The sequence below is a fragment of the Bacillus sp. ISL-75 genome, from assembly GCF_018613095.1.
In genome coordinates, this window is sequence record NZ_JAGGQX010000081.1 from 1 (window position 1) to 14,782 (window position 14,782).

At 38.6% G+C, this 14,782-nt stretch carries 8 protein-coding genes and 1 rRNA gene; 4 read left to right on the plus strand and 5 right to left on the minus strand.

Features of this window, described 5'->3' with window-relative positions; all coding sequences use genetic code 11:
• Nucleotides 1-139 precede the first annotated feature (139 nt).
• From rrf to J7E63_RS27420, 4 genes are all read left to right on the plus strand, one after another.
• Nucleotides 140-256 (plus strand): 5S ribosomal RNA (gene rrf, locus J7E63_RS27405).
• A gap of 289 nt (nucleotides 257-545) precedes the next feature.
• Nucleotides 546-2,090: a MotA/TolQ/ExbB proton channel family protein gene (locus J7E63_RS27410; protein ID WP_215018264.1), complete on the plus strand. Its 1,545-nt coding sequence runs from the start codon at nucleotides 546-548 to the stop codon at nucleotides 2,088-2,090.
• 16 nt (nucleotides 2,091-2,106) lie between these two features.
• Complete coding sequence (locus J7E63_RS27415; protein ID WP_215018266.1) at nucleotides 2,107-2,850, plus strand: OmpA family protein; 744 nt, start codon at nucleotides 2,107-2,109, stop codon at nucleotides 2,848-2,850.
• 37 nt (nucleotides 2,851-2,887) lie between these two features.
• On the plus strand, nucleotides 2,888-4,243 hold the full coding sequence (locus tag J7E63_RS27420) for a protein kinase family protein (RefSeq protein ID WP_215018268.1): 1,356 nt from the start codon (nucleotides 2,888-2,890) through the stop codon (nucleotides 4,241-4,243).
• 143 nt (nucleotides 4,244-4,386) lie between these two features.
• Here the strand turns inward: J7E63_RS27420 and J7E63_RS27425 are convergent, their stop codons facing one another.
• The 5 genes from J7E63_RS27425 to J7E63_RS27445 all read right to left on the minus strand — a co-directional run bounded on the left by J7E63_RS27425 (nucleotide 4,387) and on the right by J7E63_RS27445 (nucleotide 14,742).
• Nucleotides 4,387-6,834 (minus strand): GAP1-N2 domain-containing protein, encoded by a 2,448-nt coding sequence (locus J7E63_RS27425; RefSeq protein WP_215018270.1) that lies wholly within the window; start codon nucleotides 6,832-6,834, stop codon nucleotides 4,387-4,389.
• Nucleotides 6,831-8,099, minus strand: a complete 1,269-nt coding sequence (locus J7E63_RS27430) for a TRAFAC clade GTPase domain-containing protein (RefSeq protein ID WP_215018272.1) — start codon at nucleotides 8,097-8,099, stop codon at nucleotides 6,831-6,833. The genes J7E63_RS27425 and J7E63_RS27430 overlap by 4 nt, the downstream gene beginning before the upstream one ends.
• A 13-nt stretch (nucleotides 8,100-8,112) precedes the next feature.
• Complete coding sequence (locus J7E63_RS27435; RefSeq protein ID WP_215018273.1) at nucleotides 8,113-8,751, minus strand: beta-mannanase; 639 nt, start codon at nucleotides 8,749-8,751, stop codon at nucleotides 8,113-8,115.
• A gap of 110 nt (nucleotides 8,752-8,861) precedes the next feature.
• Entirely contained in the window at nucleotides 8,862-11,222 is a 2,361-nt protein-coding gene (locus tag J7E63_RS27440; protein ID WP_215018275.1) for a hypothetical protein, read from the minus strand.
• A gap of 118 nt (nucleotides 11,223-11,340) precedes the next feature.
• Nucleotides 11,341-14,742, minus strand: a complete 3,402-nt coding sequence (locus tag J7E63_RS27445; protein WP_215018277.1) for a tubulin-like doman-containing protein — start codon at nucleotides 14,740-14,742, stop codon at nucleotides 11,341-11,343.
• Nucleotides 14,743-14,782: the final 40 nt, after the last annotated feature.

Sequence of the window (14,782 nt, forward strand, 5' to 3'; positions counted from 1 at the left end):
CCTGGTTTTGGATTTGGAGGGATAGATCGAAACGGCCGAGAAGTTAGGAGCCGCAGCTGGACAATTTTAAGGCATACTCGTTTTACAAACTTCTTCTGCATTATCTAGTTTTGAGGGAATGATTCCTCTAAAAAAATAGTCTGGCAGCAATGGCGAGAAGGTCACACCCGTTCCCATACCGAACACGGAAGTTAAGCTTCTCAGCGCCGATGGTAGTTGGGACACGCGTCCCTGTGAGAGTAGGACGTTGCCAGGCACGAAAAGGACAATCTGAAAAAGATTGTCTTTTTTGTGTTCATTTAAGAATTTTCACTAAAATAAAAACAACAAAGCATTAATTAAAAAGCCTCGAAATTTACCCGTCTCTTCTATTAAAAAAAAAATCTAAACCCTAATATCTTATAAATAGAAACCCCCAAGCCAGTAGTTTCCATTGACAAAAATTTATATTTTTCCCTAAAAATTACTTTTCTTTGTTACAATTAAAGATGGAATTCTAGACTAATTGACAAATTACTTATATCTAAAGGAAAGGGACAAATAGAATGAATCGATTTTTATTACCTCTTTTAATGTTTTTACCGACTTTTTTTCTATTAATCTATTATTTAAGTGGAGGGGCCACCAAGCTTGGTGCAAATGAATTTCTTGTACTAGCCGTTTTAATTGTTCTTGGCACGATTGCCAATTTCTCAATAAGAAGTAATAACACCATCTTTACATTTTTAAATAAGCAGGATGAAGATCTATCGAAAAATCCAGAAAATAATCAACTTGCTGCAACGATATGGCGAGCATTTAATGATAAAAAAGAAAGAACAAAGACACAGCTCAATATTCCTTCGTTTATTGAGGTGTTTATGTCTGAATATCATATTGATAATAAAACAAGTATTGTCAAACGAATGAAACTGATTCATACGTTTGCATCGATTTCCATACTCGTCGGGGTCCTCGGTACCTTTACAGGCCTCGTGATCACGCTAGCTGCCCTTAACCCAAGTGATATTGATAAATCCATCTTAAAGGTGTTAGGCGGCGTCCATACTGCCTTTTTCACTAGTATCGGTGGAATTCTATTTTCGATCGCGATCAATCTCCATTCAAAGGTAAGAAACTCGGAACAATTATTATTGCAAGTTATGTTGAAGGTTGAAAACTTTATTCACCAAAAGGATCAAAAGACGTCTGACTATTATGTGGTCGAGGCTATTGGTGGAGTTAAAGAGGCCGTTCACAATATGGGAAATGCCTTCATGGAGGTCGCCGGCTTTTCGAAGGAATTTAAAATAGCTACTGATAATTTAAAACAATTTAATAATAATTTTCAGCAAAACACGATGGCAGTTAGTGGTTTATTTAAAGACATGATGGCCATTACTGAATTGTTTAATCAAAAGACCGCGTTAATCCATGATGATTTTGAGAGAATGTTTACTTATTTTAATAATCAGCACAATCTTAATAACGAAATTAAGATGACGTTTGAAAATACAGCCCATGACATTAAGTCGTTTGTTGCGAATCAAAACAATGTGATTGATGGTTTTATGAAAAACAATTATAACTTACACAATTCATATAAATCGTTAGTGGATAGTTCACAACAGGAGATCCAACAAGCTTACAAAGAAATGGCCAACTTTTTCGAAGGTACAAAGTCTCAAATTTCTCAAATTGTAACTCAAAATGAATCACAAGTAGATATGCATAAGCAACTGACTGAATCGATCTATAAACAAATTAAGAAAGAGCAGGCAGGTCTATTGAAGCAGCTGAAAGAGACGAATTCAGAAAACGGAGAAGTCAGAGACTTATTTAAAGATGCCGTGACGAGTATGGGAAATTATATGAGCATTCAAGAGTCATCTAATCAATCTTTAGAAACGAGCCTAAACGCCCTGAGCAATAATATTAAAAATACAAATGATCTCATCGATAAACTAGATCAAAGTTTTTCAAAAGGGGCTAAGGATACACCTGAAGCTTTAAACTCCCTGGAGTCAACTTTGAATGATTTAATGAAAAGTCTAGAGACTTTTTCAGAAAAAATGAACGAAAAACAATATGCAGTTAATCTATCAAAATAGGAAAAGGGTCTGAGCAATGAAGGAAAAATATAAACGACTAATCAATGACGGTTCTGGAGAATCAGATTTCTGGCCCACGTTTACAGATTTGTTATCAACCATCCTTTTAGTTGTCTTAATTATCTTTGTCGCGATCATCATTAGTATTAATAAAGAAAGCAAAGCGATGCAGGCAAAAGCGATGGAAAGCCAGACGGAAATTAAGAAACAAGCAAAGCAAATTGCTGACAAAGAAAAGCAGATTGAGGCGTTATCCTACATTCAAAAGGATATTGTCAAAGATTTAGACAAGGAATTTAAAAAGCAGCATATGGAAATTTCAATCGATAAAGATACGGGTGCAATTAAGTTTAAGGATGACTTGTTATTTGAAAAGGGCAAGGATGTTATTAAGCCAGAATTTAAAAAACAGCTGGATAAGTTTATCCCGATTTATTTTAAGACACTTTACGGAAAGTATAACGACAGTATTGCTGAAGTCGTGGTCGAAGGGCATACCGATGATAAAGGCGACTATATGTATAATCTTGATCTATCCCAGCGCAGGGCCTTCAGTGTCGTGAAATACATTTTAAGTGATGAATTCGGAGATTTTCCATATAAAAATCAGGTTACAAAAAATATTACCGCCAACGGGCGGTCAGAGAGTCAGTTGAAGATCGTTAAAGGCAAGGTGGACCGTGCACAGTCGAGGCGGGTTGAGTTCAAATTTAGGCTGAAAAATAGCTACGAGGGAAGCGAAACCCAAACTGGGAAGTAGGTTCCTTCGGTATTAGTATGACCAGGGAGCTGTGAAAATGGCTGACATTAACCAATTCAAGATCATTAAAGAACTATATACTGGTGAGCAATTAACCGTTTATCAAGTGGAAGATCCAAAGGACGGAGAATCAGGAATCCTTCGCTTGATCCATCAGTTGCCGCTCCGTGATGAGTGGAATCAGTTGTATCGTGAGTATGAGGCGAAGATTACCAATTATAAGCACCTTCCTGCAGTGAAGGTGCTAGATGTATGGGACCGTAAGCCCTTTGTTGTGATGGAAGGAAACGAAGGAAACTTTTTAGAAAAAGAGCAGATGCTTACCGGGAAACAAATTGATCAGTTCGTCGATGCTGTCATATATTTGCACAAACATGGAATTCTTCATGGTAAGATCAATCGATTTAATATCTGGATAAACGAAAATGCCGAGATTACCTTATATGGCGCAGGTGAGAGAACCGTTTTTCAACCAGATATAAAAATAACCATTCAGGATGACCTAAAACAAGTGCTATCCATATTAAAAAATCATTCTTCCCTTGCTGAATCGCATTTTGAGGGGATAAGCTTTGATCACATCGAGGAACTGCAAGGGTGGATTCTAAGAAAACTAGCGATTCCCAAGCCGGGATTAGTGAATCTAGGTGAATCCTCAAAGACCGTTTCTGAATCAGCTATTCATGAGAAAAAAAAGTGGGAGGAGCCAGAGTTAGTAACACCTGCGCCTGCGCCCCCTAAAGAAAAGCGGAAATCCGGCTCATTGTTTATAGGCGTTGCTGCAGCTGTTTTACTTATAATCGTCATCTTTTCCATTAACTTTTTAAAGGGTGGAGTGGAAAAAACCTCGAATCAAGCGAACGAAAGTAAGCAAGAAACAGCTGTGGAGAAGGACAAGCCCAAGGCGAAGGCAGTGGAGAAAAAAGATCAGGTTGATTTAAGTCAATTCACGCAAGTAGTTTCTGGCTGGGATCCAATCAAACATGCTTCCGTCAAAGTAGCAGGTCATGAATATACTTTAGTTGCCGCTGCCCAGAAACAAGACGATTCATCAGGCAAGGTGAAAGTTTTTATTTTATCCCAGGGCAAGAAGGTAGGGGAATCGCATGAGTATAATGGCAATTCTTCCGAAACAAAATCATATATAGATTCGTTACTAACAATTACAGCAGAAAATGGGCAAACCGGTCTGCTGGTTTTTGAACTTCCAGATGATAGTGGTCTAATTTCAGAAGTGATCGCACTAACAGTACAAGCAAATGGAAGTGCCAAACAGGTATGGAGTGACTATGGTACTGAGGTTAAGCAGAGCAAAGATGTTATCAGCGTGACAGGGACAGAATTGTCCAATCTTTCTTTGAAAAATAATAAGTTTACCTTGGAGAAAAAATGAAAAGTAACTCCAATGAGGGCTATTGGCGACAAAAATCATATTAAAACAGTAAAAAGTGTCTCCAATGTCTAGTTCCCCAAAATCAACAAAACAGGTTTCCACAAAAAAAGAGCATCCCACCATGGGAATGCTCTTTTTTTGCGCTATTCTTGGCTGTCACTTATTTGGTCTGTAAATGGGAATTCGTAAGCTACTTCACTTTCACCGTTCTCACCGTCTGCTTTTTCCTTAGATAACTGTTTAAATTGGTCTAAAGAAACTACATTCTCTGCTTTCTTGACATTCTTTTTCACAGCCGGTGCCGATGCAACCTTTTTTGTGGAATGTTTACTGGAATAGTAGTCCACTCCAAACCAAGCTGCACCGCCTGCTCCGCCAAGAACGACTAAAGCTATAAACAGTTTTACCCCATACTTTTTAAAGAATTTGACAAGAGGACTTGCTGTTTCTGTTTCAACTTCCTTCAAAAAGTTCTTAAAGCTGCTCTTTCGGATTAATTTCAATTCTTTATTGTACTTTTTATTCCGACAAATTGATTTTGGATCGGAAACTAAATAGCTTCGTAAAGCACTTCGATACGGTACGTCAATTCCAACTAAATTTGAATGATCCTTTATAAAAGCCATCATCGTTTTGTCATCGCTGTATTGGATCAAGTGTTTAAATAGCATCTCATAATCTACTTCACCATGTTCCGACCCAAAGGCAATATGTAGAACTGGAATGTGCTCGGTGGAAACATTGACCCGTAATAGCTGCTGTAGAATCTCCCGCACCAGTTCCCGGCCCGATCTTGATAACGATTTAAGCTGATTAGGACTAGCCTGAGATGGCATGCTGAGCACCTGGTATAGGGCATCAGTCATTAGATAATTATCCTTTGCCTTGCCATCCTTCATATCTCTCGGGTTTATCGGTTGGTTGAAAATTTTACCGAAAGTCATGATATCCTGAGCCGTCAGCTCTTTTGGACGAATATGATCTAACATGACCCATACTGACCGCCCAAACATCTTTTGTTTAAAATCGAGAAAATCCTTGTCTGCCATATCCACTTTAAAGTCCTTGATGGCAAGAACCGAAGTGAAAGCATTACTCTCCTGTTTTAACGAGGCTTCAATTTTGGTAATCACAACCGATTTAAATTTTTCAATAGTTAAAAGGTATGGTGAGCCAAGCATTGATTTGAGCTCCCGCAGGATGTCTTCGACTCGAATGATCCGATTGAACCGTTCATCCAGATAAAGCTCAAGGAGCCTGTCATAGTTGGGATGCTCATTAATAAACATCAAAATCGCTTTATAAGAGCGATTGTCCTGTTCAACCAATTTCCAGAGCTTATGGAAAAGTTGAGCATTTTGATAATAGTTGAGTGTTTCTAGTATGAACGAGAGAGCCTCATCGCTTCGTACCATTTGATTGATGGACACTACAGCGTGAATGTAATCTAGAGCTGTTGCAGGATCGCCTGCATATTTTTCCATCGCTAGGATTTTTAAAAATAGCTCAACCAAAGGCTGTTTCTCATCACTATTCACCTGTAGAAACTTCTGCAAACTATTTAAAAAGCCTAGTTTATTTTCTTTATATAAGGCGTCATCGTGACTATTAAGTGTTTGATAAAGGGAGGTCAACTGATAGTAGCTCGCTACCTCTAGTTTCTGCTCCTCAGGTAAGCCTGATAACGCTGTTTCTGCGAACGCAAAGAAATCGTCCATTCGCTTCGATTGGGAAAAATGGTCGAGTGCAAAGTCCAGATACTCATGCTTCTGACCAGTAATATCGAGGCCAGAAATCCTATCATTTACAAAATCAAAAATGAATTGCTTTTCAATCGAACGATCATTCATGTTTAATGTACCTGGCTCATAAAACATCACATGGATATAGTTTTTACTCTCTGGTTCACTTGAAAAGGTCATTGCGCCTAATTTGCGGCGGTGTGCATAGGGCAAATAAAGATAAATTAGCTCCAACAGTTGAAGTGCAGCCTTCGAATATTCCTGCAAAGGTACATTTAATGAGATAAACACCTTTTTCTTTCCAGCAATGGACGACATGACTGCAAATAATAGTTGTTTAAACTGATCTTCGCGAATTCCTAAATTCCCCAAAAGAGTATCTTTTCCGGCAAGAACATCCATATCATCATATCCGGTTTCTTTCAATTCCGAAAGAACATGGCCTTGCTCGATTTTATAGGAAGTCTGAAAGTCATTTATTTGAAATAGCTTTTCAGGATGTTTAATCCATTCTTCCTTTCGGTTTGGCGGGAGTACATAGTTATGCATGAAATAAGCGCTGCGCTGACCCGTAAAATCAGCAGGCACAAATACAGATTGACCAATGACCATGTCACCGGTTTCCGGCTGAAATAATGTAACAGTTTCGGGGTAGAGGGAACTGTCCTTTTCTCCACGTGTTGTTAAAGCCTTTGGCGATTGATAAATGCAAAAGGGATGTAAATATTTTTTTACAAAAGACTTATCCAAGCCTTCGGAAATAGCAATGGTATCATATCCGTCCGTTGAGAGGAATATTCCGCCCCGTTCCCTGGTATACATTTGTTGTTGAATTAACTTTCCGGTCACTGCACATGTCTCCCTTCTATATAGCCCAGCTTATACAGGAGCCAAATAAACGGTTCATCCACACGAATCGGACTAATTATCCCACTAACTTGTCGATCGACTGGATTGCTTCCGAGGGCAGACACGGCAAAATAGGAAGCCTCGTTAAAAAAAACATCAATGGAACCGACGAACGGAGTATCTACCTTTGATAGAAATCTTCTAATCTCTCCATTGATATTCTCGTATTCATCCAGGTTAAGGTATCCACTATGTGTAACATTGTGGAACACATTGCTATTAGAACGAATATATTCACCCTCGTCGGAACTTAGGGTATACAATAAATCACTTTTTGTCAGCACGACTGCAGTCGGAATATTCGTTTTGTTGTTTTCCTGTTGGGAAATGAAATCCTCAAATAGTGCGACAACAACCTCGCGGGGTTCACGAGCAAGTCCAACTATCTCCCCCGGATTTTCACCCATTTGATGAAGCATTTTCTGACGGATTGCTCGAATTTGCATTGGGTCGACTAAGAATAAAATTCCCGCTGAATTTTTGATATGGGGAGCATGAAGTTGAAGATATTCTTGTTCAGTCATACCCTCACCAGCTACATCGAAAAATACGAGTGTCAGCGGTGCTTTGTCTTCATCTTTAAACACAAATTGGAAAATAAACGGTTCTTGACGCTTTGTCGTAGCGGTAGCATCAAGCAAATTCCCATTTTCAAATAAAGGAATTTCATATTCATCCCTGAATCTTCTGCTAATCGCGTTATTAAGCGGAATACATGCCGCATTAAAATTATTAGCTGTTACATGCTGCAAGGTATGAATGAGAGACGTAATATAAACAGATTTCCCGACGGAAGTGGCACCGACAATGGAAAGAATATTACTTGGATATTTACCTGCTGTAACGGGAAGTTCGTTATGACACCCTGGGCAAAGTCGCTTTCTCGTCACAACCGAGTATTTATCAGAAACACCCATAAGCACAGCGTTGGAGTAAATCTTATTTTCATCTGGAATCGTCGAAGGAAAAACAATCGCCTCAATTTCATCAATTTCAGCAAGCCCAAATTTCTTCCGATAATCGTTCAATTCAGGATCTTCCTGAAGGTTAAATAGCTCATCATCATCACGATAGTGTGCGGCACGGAAAACGACATCTTCATGATGAAATTTTGAAAAGCAGTAGGGGCAGACAATATCATAAAAAGGTAGTCTGGTAGGTTCTGGCTGCTTTTTTTCAAACATTCGTTTTAGTAGTCCAAACATGTAAGGTCTCTCCTTATTGTGGAATCAGTTCAAAAATTTCAGCTGATTTCCTTCCATTACTAAAAAAGATTCTAATATATTCATCCTTGCCGATTTCCTTTTCAAGCAGCTCCGTTTTTCCGGGTGGGAAGTCACGAATAAATGGGAAGACGGTCCCATCTTCAATGGACATGGGAGGACTACCCGTTTTTTTAACATAGACTAACAGATCTTTATCAAGCACGATTTCTGTCATGATGGACATGCGAACTCTTTTTTTCGGCTGAAGGAATTTATTTTTATAGGTAATTGAAAAATAAATCTTTGCCTTCGATCCCGTTATATAAATGAGATTGTTATCGTTTTTCTGACTAAAAACAGCCAGCTTTCCGTCACGTTTTTTGCAGGGAAAGATGCGATAGGCGTAGCGGCCAATCGCATCCAGTCTGCCAACATATCCATGATTGGCTTTATATTCCTCGCGGGTATAGAGTTTTAAATCCTGCTCATTGATTTCGCTGATTGGTTTTACATTGTCTGAGGACGCTTTATAAATATAGACAAAGTCGATATCTTTAGACCAGAACCAAGTTAAGTGAACCTCTGAATCTCTTATTGTCTTTCGTAAATCCTTTATTTCATAGTCAGGGGAAGCAAGGGTTTCCCAGTTCACCAGAAATCACCCACCATCTTTTCTAATTGGTACGGAGAGGTCCAGGCCGCTCCTGAACGCTGTCCATCAAAATCCCTTTTTAAAATGATCCCTTTTTGATGAATTTCTTTTTACGGAAAAATCAGACCCACTGGTGTTACCGCTTTGGAGTGGAATTCGTATCCTTTTTCTGTGTAGGCCTTGTAGTATTTTTCCCCTCTTTGGTAGTACATTAAGTCACTCAGCTTAAAGCCTCCCATCAGGGTAAGCTTTTCGATCCCGCTGCTATTCTTCTCATGGGCACAGCCCACCTTAAAATGGCGTGTTTCTTGTTCTTTTTCTAAAGCAAACTTCATGAATTTGCTGTGAAAGTCACCGAAGAAGTATTTTTCTTCATAGCGGTGTTCCTGTTTGTAGTTAAAAACTTCAATATGAATCGAAGAATTTTCGCTTAAGCGCGTGTTTAATTGCTTGAACAAATCCTCTTTGGTTAGGACGTCTTGATTATCATAGTGCGTCATAACATTCGCCCGTTCTAACAGTTCATCTTCAAAGCTGCGCTGGAATTCCTCTTGGGTCAATACCTCACGATTACATACAAACAGCAATCTTTCGATCAGTTCGGTCGCACCGTTTTCAAGAAATGTTAGCAGGTTTCCAAAAAAGCGCTCATCAGAAAAGAACTGAGGACCGCGTTTTTCCTTCAGCTTTGTTGTTACGCTGCTAATCATTTGTCCATAATATTCCGCGATATTTTTATCTAAATACTCATCCGAATCATACAGACTCTCCGCAGCTGCTTGTTTCAATAAAGATTCCACCTGATCGACAATCTCTATTTTCGCGCGCAGATACTGGTGGTATTCTTGTAATACTTCATGATATTGCTTTAAGATGGCTTGCTTTACCTCAAGTTTGACCATTTGATACTTTAAACCGTAAGCTTCTTTAAAAAAATACTGTAAATAGCTAGTTAGGTTTTTCTTGTCTGAAAATGGGAGATAGCTTTTTTTAAAATCACAGCTATCCACGATTCGATGATAGAGCTGCTCGAGCCGTGCTTCAGCCTCTGCTCGTTCATTTTTGGCTTCACGAATCATTTTATGAATTTCATCCAGTATGCTGATATTCGAGCCTGTGGAATCGGAGGTCCATAAATAGGCGCAATATAACCCGTACTTTTCATTATTAATCACGTTTTCATGGAGGCATCGCTCAATATGTGCTTTCAAGTTCATGGTTTGTAAATGCTCACTGACTGGCTCTTTAAAGTTAGTATGGAAAAAGCGTTCCGTACCACCTTCATACAGATGCTCTTCTGCCTCCCTGACAGACATTCTTTTTACCGATTGATAGGAATTGGACACTCCCATCATGTCATTCATATCCACGAGCTTTTCATCCGAAGGAATGATGTCATGATAATATTTCTGGAAAGAAGTCTCCGTCAACTCAAATAAGCCGAGCACATTTTCGCGTTTCTCGGAGCTGGCTGCTCTTAATGATGTCAACAGTTCATGGAAAAAATGGCTGGCCGCATGAAGCGCAATCGCTTTATTGGGGCGGTTCACCTTGGAAAAGCCAGCTGAGGCGAATACTGGTTCCTCAGAGTTTCCTCTGAAACTACGTTTAAAGTCCTGATGATTATAGCTGTCCATCTTTTCATGATAATCGGTAATCATTTTTCGGTTTTTTAAGAGATTTAGATTGCTAATAATTTCGTAGTTTTGCTTCCCGGCATCACTTGAAATTAAGCCATCTTCATTTTTATCGCTTAACAAATACACCATGTCAAAGAGCGGGGAAGGAGGGTGAACGACTGGGAGCCGCAGATCTTCTTCTATCTGAAGTTCTTTTTCAAAAGTGTATTTATCGTGTTGAAACTGATTTAACTCATTAAAAAAACTAATCCCCAGTGAAGTGGAGAGAGCAAAATTTTCGCCATCCTGCTTTTCCTTTATTAATCCATACAAATCTACTTCCACTTGTCGAAAAGACTCTTGTAAAATACTTTTTAACAGCAAAGTAAATTCTTGAATCAGGATATTTGCAGGGTCATCGACGGCCGTCACCACACATAGGTTTAGTTTAACAAGTGAGGAATAGACTTTTCCGTACTCAGCAATTTTGGACGAAAGTTTACGGAAGGTTTTATTTAGTTCAATCAGCAAATTCTCATCCCGATAAAAGGACTCGTAAATGCTTCTACGAATGGTTTTGGGATCAAACTGATGGCCTGGAAGTTGAATGGATAACACGTTATCGTGGCTGATGGTATTGGTTTGATAGGCATGGAAATATAACACACCCGTGCTGTTATGCCATTTTTCTTCATTAATAGTCATGATGGATGTCATGGCTTCCTTGACAGAGTCGCCTAGAAATAAAAAGACAATGGGATGGTTTACACTGCGCTGTTCGTTTTCCTCTAATGTCATTTTTTCCAGCTGGTTTGAAAAGGTGTTTGCGTATTTTTGTAAGAGTTCTTTCAAAGCTGTTTCCCCCCGTTAAAAAAACATTCCCCTATTTATAAAAGAATGGGTGTGATTAGAGGCGGCCACATGCAAAAGCTGCAAGTGGCCTAAGTAAAAGTATCTGTTATTATTTTTCTTATGATTTCAATTGACCAAGCATTTCATTAACCATAAGCATTATTTCTTTGTAGAAACTATATAATTCTTCGCCATTGACCAAACTCTTGTAGTCGTAATCAAGGGCCTCTTTTTCCTTTGAATAGGTTACAGACATTTCTTCTAAAGCAGCAACAAGCTCATTAGTATTTTCTTGACTAGTCAGGTCATTGAAGCGGCGATCCATTTTCTTTTGCAGTTGATCCATCTGTTTCGGACCTAATGCCTTAAAAGTTTGATATATTTCATACTCAACAAACTTTGTTGTCTTCAATAGGTTAACGAAAGGCTCCCAAGCATCTTCCTCAATCTCTTTATCATAAACATAAAGAGCACCTCTTTTACGAATTGTCTTGGTATAAATAGCCTGAATGAAGGATTTTAGGGAAGCTTCTTTTTCTATTTGACCCTCTAAATAAGCTTCGATTTCATTAATCTTTTCTTGAAGCAGGCTATACTTTCTAACCTCAGCTTTTACCTTTTCAATCTGCTTAGGAGAGCGGATGAAGTTTTCCTTGGCAAGCTCAAGGCTGGTGCTTCCAAATATGTCACTAGATCCTACAGATTCCATATTGCCCTCAAACATTTCCTTTAAATCACGAAGAATCTGCTTTAGGATTCCAGGGCTTGCTTTATCTATATGTTTAGGATCGGCATCGTAACGTGCATAAAGGTCTGAAATGCTGATTTCCTTTGTAAAATAGCACTTAAATCTTGCACTCGTATTGTGCTCGGAATCCTTTTCTGTAATGCAACCGAATTCTCTTGCCTTATCAAACAATTCACGGACAGTATCATTATATTTTTTTACACGGTCATTATAGTACGTTTCACCCCATGATTTTTCCGGAATAGGTGATGGGAGGTACGTCCAGTTCTCTTTATTCGTTTGCACGAGATGGCGTCCCACGCCTTCTTTTTCCGTAATTGTTTTTTCATAGGAATTCTCAAAGTTTTGAAGTTGTCCATAGGCGAATAATGGAATACCATTTTTCGTGTTCAACCAAAAGATTCGGTTCTTCAATTCACTTCTTTTAATGGTGAAATTTTCATGATGTAAGGCATGTTTTTTAAAGTTGTCAATTCCTTTGAAAATATTAGGTGCCTGGACAGGTACAGAAACAAACCCCCAATTAGGGAAGTGCAATTGTCCTGTGCTATTTTTAAGATCAAATACTGGTGTAGCATCACTGTCTAACCTGCCAGCAATTTTTTGCTCGATAATTTGGTCAATCGGCATATCTTCCCCATATTTCATCCTTAAAAAGTCTTCCATGGACCTAGTAATCAAATCACCAAACTTCTCAGATAAAAATTCTGATACGGTACCAACGATATCAATATCGCTTTCTTTGACCCAGTGGATTGAATTATTAAGAAGCATTTGTGCCCATTGCTGAATTAATAATTCTCCATCTTTTGAATCGAAAATCCGTTGAATTTCACGTGCGACATCTGGGACACTAACTAGGTGCCAGTAATAAGTGGTGTTGTTTCCATGTTTGACTTCTTCACCTTTTACAAGTATATCTGCATTCTTTTGGAAGATATCCTTAAGTTTTTCTAAAATTTCCCGATAAATCTCATATATTTTAGAATTCTCATTGTTTAAGAGTTGATACAAATCCTCGTAGAATTCAATCATCTCTTCAAGTCGCTCTTTTTCCGCTCTCAAATAAAATTCATTCAGTTTGGCCTCAATATAGGCATTCTTTTTCTTTTCCTTTGAAATAAATGCGCTCTTAGCATCCTCTAATTTATTGTCAGCATAATCCTTTTCAGAGTGAATCGCTTTTGGCAAACGTTCTAAGCGATCGCGCAGACCTTCCATATATGCTTGCAATGTTGCTAATAAACAAAAATCATCTTTAGAGTAAATCAAGCGAGAAGCATAGATCGGACCCTTTTTTGGATGTAAGAACAATCTTTCGATTTGGCGCTGAAACTCTTCCATAATCCCGCCTGGAAGCTGCTTTTTGCATTTACGATACTCTTCCTTGGCTTTCAATAGAAACTCTCTTTCTAGTTCCTCATCTAGATTCATTACTGATGTTTTAATTACGTTATTGTATGAGAAACGGTCACTATTTTCATAGCCAGAAACTGGTTCTGGAACGCGTTCATTGAAGCGTTGATGAACGGAATCTGGATCAATCCGAAGTTTCTCGGCAAATTGCTCGACTTCAGTTTGATCTGGATTGGAATCAAACATATTGTTCATTTTATCGAATAATTTATAGGCAACATAGGTTGTCATTTCTTCGATTGGGATTTCTGCCATCGAGGCACCAATTATGTTGTATTGGTAGTTGGCTGCATATGGCTTAGTCATTTGCGCGATATTGGTTCCAATATTGCTGATATAATCGTGAATGGCAAATTCTTCACCTGAGTGTCTTTCTTCATTGGCCATGAAGTTGGTAATATTTTCAGCGGTGACATTCATGCAGTAATCGTATGCGTTCTCGAGCCTTTTCCCTTCCGTATTGGTAGCGGAAATCAAATGGCATAGATTAAACGGCGGCGCTGGTGAATTGACTGTAAGCAGGTTGCCATATTTCATTTGCCACTTTTCATGTCTTTCATCACAGTTCATCCAGTAATCAAGCTCTTTTAAAGCAGCATAGCCATTTTTTTCGATGTATTCGACCGTGTGTGAGCTAAGTCCTCTTCTTGATAAATTGACATCTGGAGTAAAGAGGTAACCAAGAATATTGACTTTGTCAACACCTGTTGAATTAAACTGGCGCTCAATGATCCCCCTGGTGATATAGGCGATGTCAAGGAAACAACCGCTTCCTGTTCCTCCTGAGAGTCCTGTCAATAAAAATATATTTAACTTTTTATTAGTTCCTTCAAGTAATCCTTCAATCTTTCTTTGTATTGTTTGAACAACTTGATTGATTTTTGTAAAAAGAAGTAATCTCCCTGCTTGGCGCACACCAGATGCACCATTGATGCCATCGGTTATCAATAGTTCTGGAGATAGCCAATCCGTAATATAAGGTTCAAGCTTACTACGATCATTCAGAATTCCGCCAATTTCTGGATTTGAAAGAAGTACAAATTCTTTAAATGGATCTAATCCAATACCGTTTTCTGCAGGGTATTTTTTATTACGTTCAGCTTCATTTGTTTCAAAGGCTAAAAATTCAATGTTTTTAGGTTTCTCCATTTTTCTTTTTGTAATTGGATCTTCTGGAAGCTTGAAGCGGCGATTTACCTGATACTTGAGTCTTAATAGAGCATCAATACCAGTACCACCAAGGCCAATCACAAGCATTGGATTGTCAATCGTGTCAACGCGAATCTTCTCTGAAATGATTCCTCCACCTTGGGAAACATCCAACTGTGAAATATGTTCTCTTACACTTGCTTTCATGCAACTATACCTCCCTAGCTGTGAACTACTAATATATATA

What these genes read in the sequence shown, in the direction of transcription:
- J7E63_RS27410 (WP_215018264.1), top strand. Translation starts at nt 546, where the DNA reads ATGAATCGATTTTTATTACCTCTTTTAATGTTTTTACCGACTTTTTTT.
- J7E63_RS27430 (WP_215018272.1), bottom strand. Translation starts at nt 8,099, where the DNA reads ATGTTTGGACTACTAAAACGAATGTTTGAAAAAAAGCAGCCAGAACCT.
- J7E63_RS27445 (WP_215018277.1), bottom strand. Translation starts at nt 14,742, where the DNA reads ATGAAAGCAAGTGTAAGAGAACATATTTCACAGTTGGATGTTTCCCAA.
- J7E63_RS27420 (WP_215018268.1), top strand. Translation starts at nt 2,888, where the DNA reads ATGGCTGACATTAACCAATTCAAGATCATTAAAGAACTATATACTGGT.
- J7E63_RS27415 (WP_215018266.1), top strand. Translation starts at nt 2,107, where the DNA reads ATGAAGGAAAAATATAAACGACTAATCAATGACGGTTCTGGAGAATCA.